Here is a 15,937-nt window from a genome sequence, read left to right as displayed (position 1 = left end):
GGGGCACGCGCCTCACACACACCCGCTACGGAGCCGCTGCCCTCTTCTCGTGCCGGTGCACCGGATGGTGGGCGCAGCCTTGCGGTGTTCGGCACGCATCCCGGCGAGGTCGTCAACTTCCTCCGCCGCGAAGTGGGCACCGTCGTCGCGGTATATCCGGCTGATCCGGTCGATCGTGTCGGCCATCAGTGATGGTCGCGGCAGCGACCGATGCCACCGGGACTTGCGATTTCCCAGGGCCGAAGACAACCGGCCCACCCGTCGGCGGTGCCCGGCCGGCGCCGGGACATCGAGTGGGCAGTCGTATACATGATCTGCTGGTCGCCGGGTCGGTAACACCGTCAGGGCGGCGGACAGAGCAGAGCCCGCATCATCGGCTTCTATGGCAAATCGCAGCGAAGATGTTCCGTCGATATCGCGGGAAGATCGAAACACCCGTAGCCCTGGCTCACGGGATCCCGGCGCCCGACGATCCGCCCACGAACACCACCGGTCCTCCGAGCCCTGAGCCCCAAGCCGCGCTTACGTGTCGGGGATCGAGCGAAGGTCGCCGACAAGGCGGCATCGACAAGTGGACGGAAGGCCCCGCTTCGACTATCGGTCGATCGCCGAAGCGGGAACCCGGCAGCCCGAACGCAGGGGGGATATCGGGATCTGCCCGTGCCCGGAGATGGAGGCACGCCGCCTCGCCTCCACTGCATGCACACCGCGGGGCGACCATGTTGCCCGCGGTGGATGCTCGTGGGACGAACCGCCGACAGGTGGGCCGCGCCAGCCGGCAACCACGATACTGTCGACGCAAATATAGTACTCAATTGCGTTCTACAACACAAGTATTCGCCTATCGTCCGCTGAGCTGCATCACCTCCCCTTGGGTGAGCGGCCAATCGTCGCCGATGGGAGTATGTCAGCGGCGGCTGACAGGGCTCAGCACCGACACACCCGAGGAAAAGGGCGCACGATGCAGATCAGGACTGTCGCAGCGCGTGCCCTTTCGCCATGCGACTCCGGATCGTCGTCCACAAGCGACCCTTACATCACGATGGCAGCCACATGGAGGTCCCCCCCGAGCCGGGCCCGGAACCCCGACAAAGGCCGATCCCTTCGAAGCCACGCTGGCCGATGACAGGACGGCGGCGATCAATCCGGACGTTCAGCCAGCAGTTCGCACCCATGCCTCGAGCATGCGCCGTGCGATCGAGACCTTCCCCGGCAGCAACACGGGCGCATCGACCGAACTAGCCCAGTCGCCGGCGGCGAGGGCCTCCTTCACCTCCGCGCGGGAGCACCATACAGCCTCGCAGATCTCACCATCACTGAAGATGAGCGCTTCGCGAGGATCGGCGATGGCATGGAAGCCGAGCATGAGCGAACGCGGAAACGGCCATGGTTGACTTCCGACGTAGGCCACGTCGGAGACAACGAGACCGACCTCTTCCGCAACCTCCCGCGCCACGCAGCTTTCGAGCGACTCACCGGCCTCGACGAATCCCGCCAGCGTCGAGAAGTTCCGCGCCGGCCACGCCGCGTGTCGCGCCAACAGCACGCGGTCCGCCCCGTCATGTACCAGACAAATGATCGCAGGATCGGTCCGCGGGTACTCCTCCCGGCCGCACGCAGTGCACACACGCGTCCAACCGCCCGAGGTGATCGTCATCGGCGCCCCGTCCTTGGCGCAGAAGTGGGACTCGTCCTGCCACATCAGCAGGGCTTGCGCGGTGAGATACCGTTCGGCATCAACAGCATCGAGAAACGCTCCGTGTGACCGCAGGTCGCCGAACTCGATGCCCGCGCTCTCCATGGGGGCATCCGTGAGAAACTCGTCCCGTATAGCCCATTGATGCACTGTACCAACAACTCCCAACAAGACCGCGTGTGTCGGAGGTTGGGAACAATAGTCGGCAGCCGACTCGAGGAGCAGTTGTCCATCGATGATGCGAACCTGACCGGCACCGTTCACGCGAAGCAGCCGCGCATCCGGCCATGCCCTAGTCTGCGCGGTCGCATCGTCACGTAGCGCCACAGGGCGACTCAAGGCATCGCCAGGAAGGGCACCCCCGACACCGTCAGCGTTCACCACTGATCACAACCTTCCGCAACGAGCGACCATGTCGACCGGCATTTCGTTCGTGAGCGTGCGGCCGGCACTGTCGTCAGGCAAACTCGAACTGGATCGACGAGTACGATTCGGACATCGCCGAGATAAATTCTTCAACGAGGCGCACATGATCGGGATGGGCCAGATATGCGCGAAAGGCGGGGACGTCTTCGAAAATCGCAGATATTGCATAGTCGCCGATCCCGGGCTTGAGGGCGAGGTCCCTTCCGTAACGAAACTCGACGACCTGGGGAATGCTCGCCGATATCGCGTCAAGAGCCTTGTGGAACGATTCGACCTGCTCGTCGGTGATGTCCTTCTTCCATATGAATGTTACGACGTGATGCAACATGATAATTCCTCTCTGGAAGCATAATTCGAGCTCGACACCCGAAGTGGGCGGCACGTTTTTCAGAGCCGCTGATGTGTCCTCACCATGACGTGCGGCGACCGAAAATTCCTCCCCGCAGCCCGCGGACGTACAGAGGAACCCATTTCTCGAGAGCACCTCGAGGTTGAACCCGTTCTCCGGTGGGTCCCTCGCGGTGCCGGGCGCGTCATCGAACGGTGATGGTGAGATTCTGGCCGTCTGTGGGTCACTTGGGTGACGGTAGAACAGTGATGGACCTTCGGTGTGTCCGATTGTGCAACACACATCTACGAGAACCGGGACAGACGGACAGTTGTGTTGTTTTCGGACACTCGTCCGCTCTGACCTCCTCGTAGTGTGACTCCACCGAATCGGCGATTGACCAAGTCCGCCTATCACATCAAGGAGATCACCATGGCACTCGATCCTGTAGTCGAGCAGTTGATAGACACCTTGAACGAGCAGGGACTGAAGTCGTTCGAGCAGATGAGTGTCGCTGAAGTCCGTGAGGTCATCGAATCCTTCAGCGGACTGCAGGCGCCGAAAGCGGATCTTGCTCGTGTCGTCGACACGGTCTACCCCGGACCGGATGGCGACCAGGCCGTGCGTCTGTACATTCCGGAGTCCGATGCGCCCCTGCCGGTTGTGGTGTACATCCACGGCGGCGGGTGGGTTGCGGGCAGCCTCGACGTTACCGAGCAGCCTTGTCGCGCGCTGGCCGCGGACGCCCGAGTCATCGTGGCCGCCGTGAGTTACCGGCTCGCCCCCGAACACAAGTTCCCTGCCGCACCCGAAGACGCGTTCGCTGCTTTGAACTGGGTAGTCGACAACGTCGCCGACTTCGGTGGTGATGCGACGCGTGTCGCCATCATGGGCGACAGTGCCGGTGGCAATCTCGCCGCCGTCACCGCACTTCGGGCACGTGATACCGGCTCACCGGCCCTATGCGCTCAGGTGTTGGTCTATCCGGTTATCGACGGCACGGCACGCTTCCCGTCATGGGAGGAGAATGCCGAGGGATACCTGATCACCGCGGCAGCAATCGGCTGGTTCTGGGAGCAGTACCTGGCCACACTGGAAGACGCCGAGAACCCGTACGCCTCGCCGGCCAAGGCGAAGAGTTTGGCGGGGCTTCCTCCCACGCTGATGTTGGTCAACGAGTACGAGGTCACCCGCGACGAATGCCTGAACTACGGGCGGATGCTGACCGAACAGGGTGTCCCGGTCCAGGTCGAACTGTATAGCGGTCTTGTCCATGGCGTGTACTGGATGACCGGTGCAGTTCCGCGCAGCGCTGAATTGCACAGCGCGGTTGTCGAATTCCTCGGCATACAGTTCGCTCGCTGAGTACGAGTAACCGGTGGCTGTGCCGCAGTCATGTGCTACGAGCACAGCCGCCCGTTGCTCGCTCAGCGCGTGCCCGCCGGCGTGTTGCACTCAGGTCCTCGTGGAGCCCATGCCTGGTCCAGCGGCGGGCTCCTCGAAGTGGCGGGCCCGCCGGCACACAATCTTCGAGCGCTGGATGTGCACGAGACACGAATACGGTCGTCCGGTTCCTCTTCGGGCAACTCAGGGAGGTCGAGACGTCCGAACTCGGGCGGGTGAACAACATGCTCCTCGTCCTGCCCCTGGCACTGAGGTAACAGTCAGTAGACCAGTGCTCGATCGAAGAGGACTCGTCGAACTTCACGACATCGTTCCTGTTGATGCGATTGTCTTGCCGAACGTCCACGTGTCCGCACCGCTGATCGAGGAGCTTGCTACGTGAGGCATCGTCACTCGCCGGTGAATGCGGCAGTGCGCTTCTCCATGAGGGCGTTGACTGCTCTCGTGTGATCGGTGGTCTGTTGAACCAGCGCCTGCAGAGCAGCGGACAGTTCGAGGAGACTGTCGAGGCTCTGGTGCTGCCCTTCACGCAGGAGTTTTTTGGCCATCCGTACCGAGTGCGGAGGATTGGCGGCCACCCTGTTGGCGAGAGCACGAGCTTCGTCGAGCAGCTGATCGGGAGGAACGACGTTCGAGACCAATCCCCACTCGAGAGCCTGTGTTGCGTCGACACGGTCACCCGTGAGAATCATCTCGGCCGCCCGCGCCATACCGACCGCCTTGGGCAACAGCCACGCACCCCCGTCACCCGGGATGATGCCCAGCTTGACGAAGCTCTCAGCAAAGAACGCTTTTTCGCTGGCGATTCGGAGGTCGCACATGAGGGCAAGATCGCACCCGGCACCGATTGCAGGGCCGTTCACCGCTGCAATCAAAGGTACGTCGCAGTTGTACATCGCTCGTGGGATCCGTTGTATCCCGGCGCGATAGCCATCGCGTTGTTCGTGAGGCTTCCCGCCGAACAGTCCCCGGCGATTCGCCATGTCCTTGACGTTGCCGCCGGCGGAGAAGGTCGATCCCGCGCCGGTGACAATGACAGCGCGTACCCCGTAATCGGCGTTGACGGCATCCACGCATGCGACCAATGCGTCGACGACATCCATCCCTGAGACTGGGTTACGTTCAGCCGGCCGATTGATCGTCCACGTTTCGATGAATCCGTCGCGTTCTACGAGAACTGGATTTTCCATGTATGTGTCTTCCCGATCTTCACTGCAATCGATGGTTCGGATAGTGCACTGCTGACTGGCATGCGAACGGACTCGGCGGCGGTCTGGTCGAAGCAGACCGCCGCCGAGACACGTCCTCTTTCGTCGGCGCGCTTTGCTTTCAGTTGCACGCCCTACATGCGGTGTTCAGGCGAGCCCCAACTTCGGCCGTAGCCACTGGGCGATCCGGTTCAGTGCCTGATCCGCCTCGGGTGCTCGTCCCGCGTTGAAGTGGAAGACATGCTGCTGTTCGTCGACCACGTCGAGCACGGCTTCGCTCCCTGCCTTTTCGATCAACTCGACGACCCGGCGCGAGTCGTCGAGCAGAGTCTCATAGCCGCCGACCGATACATAGACGGGAGGGAAGTCTGTGTAGTCCCTGAGCAGGGGGTTTGCCCGCGGGTCCGTCGCTTCCGAGAGGTCGGTCAGGAAATTCTCCCGCATCATCTCGAGGACTGCCCTCTTGGCCAGGACGTCGACTGCGTCGTTCGATTCGATCGTCAACCCCTTGATCTCCATATCGAGCCACGGCGAAAGAGCGACAACGGCGGCCGGAATGGGAAGTGCCATACCCGCAAGTTCGAACACTGTCGAGATGGCGAGATGTGCGCCTGCCGAGTCGCCGACCGTCGCCGTATGTTCTGCCTTGTAGCCCTGCGTACGGAGCCACTTGTGCACGGCAATGCAGTCTTCGAGCTGTGCTGGATGCTTTGCCTCCGGCGCGAGTCGGTAGTCCACCACGAGTGCGTGAACTCCTGCCAGCTTGGCGAGGTGTGCGGCAAGCTTGCGATGGGAAAAGCGTGAACCTGTCACGAATCCGCCGCCGTGCGTGAAGACGATCACCCGGTCTTCGGCGGCGCCCAGCGGCTTGGCCCATGTTGCCGGCACACCGTTGGCTGTCACTTCTTCATACGTGACATCGGTGGGTTCGATGGTGGGAAGATGCCATTCTTCGAACATGTCTCGCTGACCTGCGAGATCCATACCTTCGGACCGTCGAAGCCAGGACGAGTACAGGTCGTTGAGGAACAGCGATTCTTTGCTCACGGACATGTGTTGCTCACTTTCATCACCGGTCGAGAAGGAGATTGACTGATCAGGAAGGCGTGAAGCTGGTGTATCGCGTACGCACGGTGTCACCCCACCCAGTCGGCTGATCAGAAAAGGCCGCTAGGGAAGGTCAACGATTGCCTTGGATTGTCGAAATGTCGGTACTCATCGATCGCCACATCGGTTCGGCGTCGAGGCTTGCGCCGTCGAGGCGGTGATGTGATGGTTCCGCGATGTCGTTGATCGAACTTTTCGCATCCGTCGCTCACTATGCGAACGCACAGATGCAAGTTGTGTGGGTCGTTTGTGCCGACGCTACTGGGAGAGTGCTGATTGCAACTCAATGTAGAGATGCTGCAACTTCTTTCCATCGAGGTGGAGCAGCCGGGTCGTCCTCAGATCCCTACGAGGGGTCCGATGACGGGCTTCCACTGGTAGATGCTCTGGTCGACGACAACACCCTGCGTGACATAGGGGTCCGTGGCGAGCAGGGCCTGCAGGTCTGCTTCGCTGTCCGCCTTAAACACGAGCAACGCGCCGGCCCCGTCGGCCCAGGCGCCCGCTTCCTGCAGCACGCCTTTGGCGGCCGCGTCCTTGACGAAGACCAGGTGGTCGGCATGAGCAGCCTCTTTGACGGATGCGTCAGTGGTGTACGACCAGATAACAGCGAACAGGGCCATGGTCACTCCTTGAGTGGGATACGGGATGTGAAACGGTGCGGATATTCAGGAGAATGCGCACTTTAGAACGCTAGAAGCAGGGATGAGGTCACCAGTGTCCTATTTTGCAACACCTGTTGGTGAACGACGGCGAATATAGAACGGAGAGAACGCGATCGGCGTTGAACGGCCGGACGACGGTGTGGCTTGCATACGGTCGGTGCCCTTGCCGGTAGCTGTGTGTGGAACGAGCTCTGCTGGTAGAGGTGGCCGAGGACCGCCGTGTAGGTGGCCGCTACTCGGGCAGTGCCCCGATAGTGCGCAGTTGCTCGATATCGTCTTCGAGAAGTCCGAGTTCTGTTAGTACAGCATCGGTATCGGCGCCACGGTCGCGTGGCCCGAACCGCACAGCACCGGGGGACTCAGCGAGTTTGACGGGTACGCCGAGACCCCGGTAGCCGTCACACTCGACCACCATCTCGCGGTGACGGACCTGCGGTAGCGAAAGAGCTTCTCCGACATTGTTGACCGACCCCGACGGCACCCCGGCCCGACGTAACCGGGCCGCCAAAGCTTCGCGCTGCCAGGTCTTGACGAGGCCGCCGAGGATGTCACGCAGTTGAGCTGCGTTTGCCATCCGGTCGGAGTTGGTGACGAATCTCGGGTCGTCGGCCAGGTCTGAAGCGTCGAGCGCCACGACCAGAGCGCGGAATTGCCGGTCGTTGCCGGCACCGATGAAGAAGGGGCCATCGGCGCAGGTGAACGTTTCATAGGGACAGATCGTCGGGTGTGCCACGCCCGTCCGCTCCGGCGCGACGCCGGTGGCAAACCACTTGCCAGCGTGTGGGTGCAGGATCGACACAGCGTTGTCGAGTAGTGCCAGATCCACGAGTTGCCCGCGTCCGGTCTTTTGCCGCACGTGGAGTGCCATGAGGATGCCGTTCACAGCGTTGAGACCCGTGATGATGTCGACCAGAGGGATCCCGATCCGCATGGCATCACCGTGGGGCTCACCGTTGATGCTCATCAGCCCCGACAAGGCTTGGAGAATTGCGTCGTAGCCGGGGGCACCACCGAGCGGCCCGTCGACTCCGTACCCGGTGATTCGACAGTGCACGAGTTGTGGGAATTGAGCGGCGAGTACGTCGTCGGCAAGTCCCCACTTCGCAAGTGTGCCTGCCTTGAAGTTTTCGATGACGACGTCGGCTTCGGCAAGCATGGTGCGCAACAGTTGTTGGCCGGCCTCGGTACGCAGATCCACACTGATATTCCGCTTGTTGCGGTTCAAGCCATCGAAGTAGGCACTGTGGTCATCCTTGACGAAAGGTGGTCCCCAGCTGCGTGTGTCATCACCAGTCGGTGGCTCCACCTTGATCACGTCGGCACCGTGATCGGCAAGCACTTGCGCACACAGCGGGCCGGCCAGCACCCGCGAAAGATCGACGACCCGGATGTCGGTGAGTGCGCCGGTCCGCGGACGTAGAGTCTCGGATGCGGATTCTCGAGTCTCGGCCGGGAGGATGGCAGATGAGGATTCAGGCATGATTACTCATTCTGTGCGGTTGGAAGTCGCTGGCCTCCGGAGGGAAGGACAAAGCATGAACGGGGTATCTTCAGCCATCGCTGACCTGCATCGACCGCCGGTAGTTGCCCATAGTCAGCGAGGCTGAAGGCTACGGGCATGCCCCGTGTAGCTACTCGGTCCTTCCATCGGATGAAGTCTCAGGCTGGACGCACTGTCGGGGGCGATATGGAGGGTCTGCGGGCGTTGCGAATCCTAGACGTATATCGACTTGTACTCGAGATAGAAGTCCAGGGACTCGGGCCCGAATTCGCGGCCGACTCCGCTGTTCTTCACGCCGCCGAACGGGGAGCCGGTATCGAGGGAGTAGTAGTTCACTCCCACGGTTCCGGATCGAATACGTGACGCGATGTCCAAGCCGTGTTCGGTGTCTTCCGTGAAGACGACTCCTCCCAAACCGAATGGTGTGTCGTTCGCCATGCTGATGGCGTCCTCTTCGGTCTCATAAGGGATGACGGAGATGACAGGTCCGAAAATCTCGTCCTGTGCCAGCGGACTGCGATTATCGACACCCTCGAAGATGGTGGGAGACACGAACCAGCCGCGGGGACATTGCTCAGGGGAGTCGGTTCCGCCACGGATCGTTCGGAATCCCTCGGACTGACCCAGGCGGATGTAACTCCTCACCCGCTCCCGATGCTGCTCGCTTACCATGGGGCCCATGGTTACCGACTCGTCGAGTGGGTCTCCCATGACCAAGCCGTCTACGTAGGACGCCAGAACGTCGATGATCTCGCTGGACCTACCGTGGGGAACCAAGATGCGGGAATTGGTGGTGCAAGTCTGTCCCCCGTTCTTGAGCACGGCGTCTTTGAGGCTTCTGGCAAAGACGCCGAGGTCGGCATCGGGGAGCACAATGGCTGCGGATTTTCCTCCGAGCTCCAGGGAGATTCTTTTGAAACTGCGGCCGGCGACCTCACCGATCGCTTGACCTGCTGCAGTAGAACCGGTGAAGGCGATCTTGTCGACATCGGGATGGGCTACAAGAGCTTTGCCTGCATGAACGCCACCAGCAACGATGTTGAGGACGCCAGGTGGTAGACCGGCCTCCTCGGCTGCCTCTGCAAGTACATATGCATCGAGTGACGTCTCCGGCGCCGGCTTGAGAACTACAGTGCATCCTGCAGCCAGTGCCGGCCCGATCTTGGCCATGGCCAAGAGCTGCGGATAGTTCCAGGCAGTGATCGCGCCGACAACTCCTACGGGTTCTTCTCGAACGATGGTAGAGCCCATGCTGCTGGGACGGCGTGTCTCGAATGTACGCGTCTCGATGAGATCTGCCATCGACCGCAGGATCGCTACCGGAGCTGTTGCGCTTGTGCTCACCGACAAGGAGGAAATCATTCCGGTCTGCCGGCTTACGAGCTCTGCAGTCGATCTTCCTCGACGCTCGAGGCTGTCGGCGAAGCGCCGCATCACTGCAGCTCGCTCGTGGGGGGTGCTGCGCCCCCACGGTCCTTTCTGGAGTGCGGCCCGTGCGGCGTGCACAGCCGCATCGATCTCCTCGGGTCCGCCCATCGCAGCAACACCCAGAGGGCGCTCGGTTGCTGCCTCGAACACCGGTGCCAGATCGGAGGTGCTCGCTTTGCGCCATTGGCCGTCGATGAAGAAACGTTCACGTTCAATGCTGTTGATGACAGGCATTATTCACTTCTTCCGAGGTTGAATCCGATTGAGCGAAACCTCACGATACCCGCAGTCCGTCGGTGTATCCTGCCGCCTTTTCCTTGTGCCAGAAATCCAGGTACATGGGCAGCCCATTCAGATACTGAAGCATCTGAGGCTTCTTGCCTGGGATGTTGCTGCCGTTGTACCAGGACTTTGCATGCTTGAACAGCGCCATGTCATCGGTACCGTTGATGTGATCGGTCCAGGTCTGGTCGGCTTCGGGAGTCGATTCGAACCGGGTAAGGCCCTCCGAACGAAGAAATTCGAGGAACTCGACCATGACCTCACCTTGAAGCTCCGCGTTCGTGGACCCGTTCGCAAAGGCGGCGGGGCTCTGCGGACCGTACACGAACATGGCGTTGGGAAAGCCGGCGGTGAATGCGCCGAGGTATGCGTCGACGCCCTTGCGCCACTTCTCGCCGAGGGTAACGCCAGCGGAGTTGCGGACCTCCATCGAAGTGAGCGCACCGGTATTATTGTTGAATCCGGTTGCAAGTACGATGATGTCGAATTCTCCGTGCTCGATACCATCGGATGTGCGAATTCCGGTTGCCGTGAACCCGGTGATCGGTGACTCCTGGATGGAGACGAGTTCGACGTTCTCCTGGTTCATCACCTCGTAGTAGTTCTGGTGCAGGGCCGGCCGCTTGGCTCCGAACGGATGCGGAGCTACGTCAGGCACCAGCAGGTCGGCCTTGACGGGGTCGAGGATCTGCGGCTTGATCTTGCTCTTCCAGAACTCGTAGACCATCGAGTTGGTTTCTTCGCTGAAGAGGTAATCGGAGAAGTTCCCGAGCCAGAAAGCGAATCCGCCCTGGTTCCACAGGCGTTCGAACAGTGCGAGACGCTCTTCCTCGGATGTGTCGACGCCGTTTCGGGGATCGAACTCGTAGTCGATCGCAGCGAATGTTTCGCGACACTTTACCGCTACATCCGGCATGGTCTCTTTCAGGGCTGCCTGCCTCTCGTCGGTGAGGTATTCCTGGTGCATGGGCAACGAGAGGTTCGGCGTGCGCTGGAAGACGGTGAGTTTCTCGACGACAGGGCCGGCTTCCTGAACTACTTGGACTGCGCTGGCGCCGGTGCCGATGATGGCAACTCGTTTGCCGGTCATATCGATATCGTCTCGCCACCGCGCGGTGTGGACGAGTTCACCTCGGTAGGCGTCCATTTCAGGGATGTTCGGGATGTAGGGTTCGGTAGTCGATCCCGTTGCGAACACGACGAAGCGTGCGCGGAAGCTCTCGTCGTTCTGTGAGACGACGGTCCACATCCGCTGGTCCTCGTCGAACGTCGCGCTGACGACCTTGGTGTTGAAGCGCGAGTCCTTGCTCAGGTCCAGTTTGGAGTCGACGTAGTTGAAGTAACTGCGCATCTCCTCGTGGTCCGGGAACATCTGTGAGAAGTTCCAGTCCTTCCAAAGGTATTCGTCGGTGAACTGGTAGACGGGTGCGTGGCTGTCGACGCGTGCGCCTGGGTAGCGGTTGAGGCTCCAGGCCCCACCGAAGCCTCCGCTGGCTTCGAGCAGGATTACGGAGAACCCTCTGTCCCGAAGGTGGCGCAGCTGATAGATCCCGCCGAAACCGCCGCCGACCACGATGACGTCGTAATCCTGCGTTTCCGTCGTGGCGTGCTCAGGGAGATGGGTTGATGTCATGGGCCTAGACCTTTCCGAGACTGAGGTGCGGGCAGAATTCCGGGGCGTTGTGTCTGGCTTTGCTTCCGAAAGTCAAACGGCCTGTCGGAGTTGCGACCTCGTTGCGTATGTGGTGTGGCATGGGTCACGAAGATGGAATGAATCGACAATAGCGACCCATCAAAAAATCCGCAACTAGAAATAAGATTACCTAAATGCGTATAACGAAGCCGACTCTGCGACGATGTCCGCGCGTCTTCTGAAGCGAAGGGAGCCCATGTCAGGACGGGGTCTTCGTGGTTACCGGGGGAAATGGACACTCGGGTGGGTGCAGGCCGAGTTGCTTGGTGCCGGCGGCACGTCGACGAGTGCGGGACCCTGGGTTCCGCCCGATTTCGCAGACGGTGCTACGGCGACGACGTGAGCGAAGCGAACCCGCTGTCGTGGAGTGCTTGCGCGACCTTCCCCTACGGCCGGCCGGATATTCGGAGCATGTCGGCAGTCTGGATGGTGGCTACGGGGTGCGAGACATGTTCAGGCGCACGTTCCCTCCGCTGTGATCGAAGGCGTCTGCTGGATCCGGCCGCCCGTTACGGTCTGCGGCGTTCGCTTCGGAAAGTCGCGCCGCGTGAAGCGCGCCCCCGATGGATCCGGTGGCCGAGCGGCGCACCTGGAGTCGATCATCTGTTAGGGCAGGTCGAGAGATCGAGCAGGCGGGTCTGATCGCGATGTGAGGGGTCACGGTCGCCCGAGGGCAGCCACCTGACCGTCGCGTGTTGCTCACGGAAGCGGTCGCTTATCGAGAATGACCGAGACGACCCCTGTCTGTTCTTACGTCAGGCGGGGATGGCGGTGGAGTGGCGTCGGTCGACACGGTCGTCGACCCGGGTCGACCAACTCATCGAGGAGCCAGTGTCCGTGTTGCAGGCTAGCGAAAGCCCCACTTGGTGGCGTACCGCAGGCAGATCTCGACGAGTTCGTCCTGCCGCTCGACGATGGTCTCCCGCATCCCGACCACACCGAGGGTGGCGATGGTCCGGCCGCGTTCCCGCAGGGCGACCGACACCCCGTCTGCATGTTCAACGGCCACACCGGGTGCCACGCATACGCCGGTGTTCTCGAGTTCATCGAGTGAGTGCAGGAAGCGTTCTACGAAGTCGGCATCGGAGGATGGTCGAGAGTTGAGATACGCCCAGATGTCACGTTGATCGCGATCGGCCAGCAAGAGCCATCCTGCAGAGGTGCGCAGGAGAGATCGGCGCACCCGGTTTTCTGCCAGGTATGCGTAATGCGGGTCGGAAGAGACGTGATCGACGTAGAACAGGTCGTCACCGACGGACGTGGACAGTGTGGTGGTCAACCCGGTCTCGGCATGGACCTGCTCGAGTTGATCATGGCCGATCGAGGTGACCGGGGGTCTGCCGGCGATGACGTTGAGAAGGTAGGGCGCGGTGCCGAGGGTGTAGATCCGGTCGCGCTCGTCGAGGTAGCCGACGGCGACGAGACCGTTGATCAGGCCCTGGACCGAACTGACGGGTGCGGTGAGTGCCCTTGCGATAGCGGTGAGGGTGAGGCCGTTTTCGGACCGGGCTACGAGTTCGAGGATCGACGCCACCCGATCGACCATGCGGTGCCGGGGACGGCCGGGAACCTTCTCGACCGGCACGGCTCCGGGGGACCCAGGAGTGTCAGCCATTTCGTGAGCCTATCAACAGGGAGGACCCCCTCAACTGATACATAATTACGTAAGATAATTCGCTATTGCGTAGATGTCTAGAACTGGATAGTGTCCACTCGAGATGGGGCCAGCGTTCGCCCCCGATCCGACCGGCCGCCACTTACTCGGCGGCGGTGAAGTTCACCAGAGCATGTCGGGCGTCGCCCCGGACAGAACTTCCACAGAACTTCCTATGGAGGCACTATGAATCCCTCGGTCGCGCCGCTGACGACGGTGACCACTGATGAAATGAATGCTCTACGCGCCGAGGTACGCACCTTTCTCGAGAAGGAAACCGCGGCAGGGACACTGACACCGGGCATCGACACCTGGCTCACCCGCTGGGATGAGGACTTCACCCGCCGCCTCGCCGAGCACGGTTGGGTAGGAATGACCATCCCGACCGAGTACGGCGGGCACGGCCGGACTCACCTCGAGCGTTTCGTTGTCACCGAGGAGCTGCTCGCGGTAGGCGCTCCGGTTGCAGCGCAATGGGTGGCAGACCGCCAGATTGCACCGTCACTGCTGAAATACGGCACCGAAGAGCAGAAGCACGACTACCTTCCCCGGATCGCGGCGGGCGAGTGCTTCTTCGGCATAGGAATGAGTGAGCCCGACTCAGGATCGGACCTGGCCAGTGTCCGGACCCGCGGCACCCGCGTGGACGGCGGTTGGACCGTGACCGGCACCAAAGTGTGGACCTCGGGTGCCCAACACGCTGAGGCGTTCATCGTGCTGGCCCGCACGGAACCACTCGACACGGCACACCGCCACGCGGGACTGAGTCAGTTCATCGTTGACCTCCGTTCCCGCGGCGTGACGATCCGGCCGATCATTTCCCTCTCCGGCGACCACCACTTCAACGAGGTCGTTCTGGACGAGGTCTTCGTTCCCGACGCCATGGTCTTCGGCACTCTGGGCAATGGATGGGAACAGGTCAACTCGGAGCTTGCCTTCGAGCGCAGTGGACCCGAGCGTTTCCTTTCGACCTTCCGGCTCCTGGCCGCCGAGATCGGCGCGGTCCAAAAGGGACTGCTGCCCGAGCGCACCGAACTGGGACGTTCTGTGGCTCGGACGGTCGGACTGCACGCCCTGAGCCAGAACATCGCCGGGGCCCTTCAGCGGGGTGAGAAGGCCGACACCGCCGCCGCTCTGGTCAAGCTCCTCGGTACCAGCATGGAAGGCGACCTCGTCGAGTACGTCTCTGATCGGCTGGGCGACGAGACCATGGACGGACAAGCGGAAATCGAGGCTCTGTGCAGGGCCGGACTACACCAGCGTCCGGGGTTCACGCTCCGCGGCGGTACCAACGAAATCCTGCGCGGCGTGATCGCGCGGGGACTGGGGATGCGCTGATGACCACGACCGCGATCACAATCGATCTTGCCGTAGACCGGGATCTCCAGGACCTCATGGACGATCTTGTCGCTGGGCACTCTGGGCCGGACATCGAGCCGGATCCGGCCGCTGTGTGGGCCACCTTGGGTGCGGTCGGACTGGCCAGGCTGACCGCACCCGAGGAGGCCGGGGGCAGTGGCGCGGGTTGGGTCGAGGCCGCTGCTCTGTTGCGCACGACCGCCGCTGGTGGCGTGGCCGTGCCCTTCGCCGAGACCGATCTGTTGGCAGGTCCCTTGCGGCGCGCGGCCGGCCTCGACGACTCGTCGTCGGACACAGCGACCGTCGCCGTCCTGGGGGCGGACGGCCTCGCGCGACGTGTGCCTTGGGCTGGTGCCACCGGGTCCGTTGTCTGCGTGCGTCGGGTCGATGCGGGCTACGAGATCGCGGACGTGCCCACCGATCGGTTGACCGTCGAGGCGGTCGAGGGGATCTCCGAGGTGCCCCTCGGGTCGGTCCAGGTCGACGGTGACGTCACCTGGTCACCGGTGGACACCCGTGCCGTCGAGGGCTACGTCCTGCGCGGCGCTCTCATCCGTGCGGTCCAGTGCGTCGGCGCTATGGAGGGCATGCTGGCTTCGGCGGTTGCACATACCACCGACCGCGCTCAGTTCGGGCGCCCTCTGGCGCGGTTCCAGTCCGTGCAGAATCTCGTAGTCGACACTGCAGCCGAGTCCGTCCTTGCCCGTGCCGCCGTTGACACCGCTCTCGCAGACGCTCTTACCGACGACCTTGCTGGCGACTTCTCGGCCTTTCGTGTCGCGGTGGCCCGCAGTGTGGTCTCACAAGCGCTGGCGGTGGCGGTGCGCAACACTCACCAAGTGCACGGTGCAATCGGCACCACCCATGAGCACACCCTCCACCGGCTCACCCTGCCTGCGTTGCAGTGGCGTTCGGAGTTCGGGTCCGCTGCGTTCTGGGAGCGTCAGCTCAGCTGTGCTGCCGTCGACGCCGGTATGGACGGGACCTGGCCGATGATCGTTGAGGGTACGCGGATCACGGGTACAGCTTCTGCCTATCTCGATGCTGTTTCGGGACGTTCACGTCCTGACTGAGTGCATGAGTTCTTGATGACGGTGACATCGCCGGGGTGCGAGCTCCCCGGCGATGGGGCCGCTGAGCGGCAGGACCGAAAGGGTCCTGCCGCTCGAGCTCTCACCTCTGACTT

Annotated in this window: 13 protein-coding genes; 3 read left to right on the top strand and 10 right to left on the bottom strand. The window is 62.1% G+C overall.

Features of this window, described 5'->3' with window-relative positions; translation table 11 throughout:
- Positions 1–12: 12 nt before the first annotated feature.
- From GON09_RS26045 to GON09_RS26035, 3 genes are all read right to left on the bottom strand, one after another.
- The gene (locus GON09_RS26045; protein WP_213934882.1) at positions 13–186 is read right to left on the bottom strand and encodes a hypothetical protein; all 174 of its coding nucleotides are present in this window, start codon (positions 184–186) and stop codon (positions 13–15) included.
- A gap of 967 nt (positions 187–1,153) precedes the next feature.
- Positions 1,154–2,023, bottom strand: coding sequence for an NAD(+) diphosphatase (gene nudC / locus GON09_RS26040; RefSeq protein ID WP_307854549.1), 870 nt, complete (start codon positions 2,021–2,023; stop codon positions 1,154–1,156).
- A gap of 130 nt (positions 2,024–2,153) precedes the next feature.
- Positions 2,154–2,450 (bottom strand): Dabb family protein, encoded by a 297-nt coding sequence (locus GON09_RS26035; protein ID WP_213934880.1) that lies wholly within the window; start codon positions 2,448–2,450, stop codon positions 2,154–2,156.
- 432 nt (positions 2,451–2,882) lie between these two features.
- Here GON09_RS26035 and GON09_RS26030 point away from each other — a divergent pair, with 432 nt between their 5' ends.
- The gene (locus tag GON09_RS26030) at positions 2,883–3,815 is read left to right on the top strand and encodes an alpha/beta hydrolase (protein WP_213934879.1); all 933 of its coding nucleotides are present in this window, start codon (positions 2,883–2,885) and stop codon (positions 3,813–3,815) included.
- Between the two features lie 428 nt (positions 3,816–4,243).
- On the opposite strand, the gene GON09_RS26025 is transcribed toward GON09_RS26030, so the two are convergent.
- The 7 genes from GON09_RS26025 to GON09_RS25995 form a co-directional block, all read right to left on the bottom strand.
- The gene (locus GON09_RS26025; protein ID WP_213934878.1) at positions 4,244–5,044 is read right to left on the bottom strand and encodes a crotonase/enoyl-CoA hydratase family protein; all 801 of its coding nucleotides are present in this window, start codon (positions 5,042–5,044) and stop codon (positions 4,244–4,246) included.
- A 165-nt stretch (positions 5,045–5,209) separates the two neighbouring features.
- Positions 5,210–6,115 carry an alpha/beta hydrolase gene (locus tag GON09_RS26020; protein ID WP_024102268.1) on the bottom strand — a complete coding sequence of 302 codons (906 nt, stop codon included), beginning with the start codon at positions 6,113–6,115 and terminating at the stop codon, positions 5,210–5,212.
- A 392-nt stretch (positions 6,116–6,507) separates the two neighbouring features.
- Positions 6,508–6,792: a YciI family protein gene (locus GON09_RS26015; protein WP_213934877.1), complete on the bottom strand. Its 285-nt coding sequence runs from the start codon at positions 6,790–6,792 to the stop codon at positions 6,508–6,510.
- Between the two features lie 274 nt (positions 6,793–7,066).
- On the bottom strand, positions 7,067–8,314 hold the full coding sequence (locus GON09_RS26010) for a CaiB/BaiF CoA transferase family protein (RefSeq protein ID WP_213934876.1): 1,248 nt from the start codon (positions 8,312–8,314) through the stop codon (positions 7,067–7,069).
- 234 nt (positions 8,315–8,548) lie between these two features.
- On the bottom strand, positions 8,549–9,997 hold the full coding sequence (locus tag GON09_RS26005; protein ID WP_213934875.1) for an aldehyde dehydrogenase: 1,449 nt from the start codon (positions 9,995–9,997) through the stop codon (positions 8,549–8,551).
- A gap of 40 nt (positions 9,998–10,037) precedes the next feature.
- On the bottom strand, positions 10,038–11,678 hold the full coding sequence (locus GON09_RS26000; protein WP_213934874.1) for a flavin-containing monooxygenase: 1,641 nt from the start codon (positions 11,676–11,678) through the stop codon (positions 10,038–10,040).
- A gap of 907 nt (positions 11,679–12,585) precedes the next feature.
- Positions 12,586–13,284: a helix-turn-helix domain-containing protein gene (locus tag GON09_RS25995; protein ID WP_374195421.1), complete on the bottom strand. Its 699-nt coding sequence runs from the start codon at positions 13,282–13,284 to the stop codon at positions 12,586–12,588.
- 294 nt (positions 13,285–13,578) lie between these two features.
- On the opposite strand from GON09_RS25995, the gene GON09_RS25990 reads away from it, so the two are divergent.
- A complete protein-coding gene (locus tag GON09_RS25990; protein WP_213934872.1) occupies positions 13,579–14,730 on the top strand; it encodes an acyl-CoA dehydrogenase family protein in 1,152 nt (383 codons plus the stop codon).
- On the top strand, positions 14,730–15,824 hold the full coding sequence (locus tag GON09_RS25985) for an acyl-CoA dehydrogenase family protein (RefSeq protein ID WP_213934871.1): 1,095 nt from the start codon (positions 14,730–14,732) through the stop codon (positions 15,822–15,824). The genes GON09_RS25990 and GON09_RS25985 overlap by 1 nt, the downstream gene beginning before the upstream one ends.
- Positions 15,825–15,937 lie beyond the last annotated feature (113 nt).

The organism is Rhodococcus sp. B50 (genome assembly GCF_013602415.1).
In the GTDB taxonomy this organism is placed as follows: Bacteria; Actinomycetota; Actinomycetes; order Mycobacteriales; family Mycobacteriaceae; genus Rhodococcus.
The sequence above is the reverse complement of the archived record's forward strand: the minus strand, read 5'-3'. Positions and strand labels throughout refer to the sequence as shown.

Coding starts and splice junctions, on each gene's coding strand:
- GON09_RS26035 (WP_213934880.1), bottom strand. CDS start 2,450: ATGTTGCATCACGTCGTAACATTCATATGGAAGAAGGACATCACCGAC.
- GON09_RS26005 (WP_213934875.1), bottom strand. CDS start 9,997: ATGCCTGTCATCAACAGCATTGAACGTGAACGTTTCTTCATCGACGGC.
- GON09_RS26010 (WP_213934876.1), bottom strand. CDS start 8,314: ATGCCTGAATCCTCATCTGCCATCCTCCCGGCCGAGACTCGAGAATCC.
- GON09_RS26000 (WP_213934874.1), bottom strand. CDS start 11,678: ATGACATCAACCCATCTCCCTGAGCACGCCACGACGGAAACGCAGGAT.
- GON09_RS25990 (WP_213934872.1), top strand. CDS start 13,579: ATGAATCCCTCGGTCGCGCCGCTGACGACGGTGACCACTGATGAAATG.
- GON09_RS26015 (WP_213934877.1), bottom strand. CDS start 6,792: ATGGCCCTGTTCGCTGTTATCTGGTCGTACACCACTGACGCATCCGTC.
- GON09_RS25985 (WP_213934871.1), top strand. CDS start 14,730: ATGACCACGACCGCGATCACAATCGATCTTGCCGTAGACCGGGATCTC.
- GON09_RS26030 (WP_213934879.1), top strand. CDS start 2,883: ATGGCACTCGATCCTGTAGTCGAGCAGTTGATAGACACCTTGAACGAG.
- GON09_RS26025 (WP_213934878.1), bottom strand. CDS start 5,044: ATGGAAAATCCAGTTCTCGTAGAACGCGACGGATTCATCGAAACGTGG.
- GON09_RS26045 (WP_213934882.1), bottom strand. CDS start 186: ATGGCCGACACGATCGACCGGATCAGCCGGATATACCGCGACGACGGT.
- GON09_RS25995 (WP_374195421.1), bottom strand. CDS start 13,284: ATGGTCGATCGGGTGGCGTCGATCCTCGAACTCGTAGCCCGGTCCGAA.
- GON09_RS26020 (WP_024102268.1), bottom strand. CDS start 6,115: ATGTCCGTGAGCAAAGAATCGCTGTTCCTCAACGACCTGTACTCGTCC.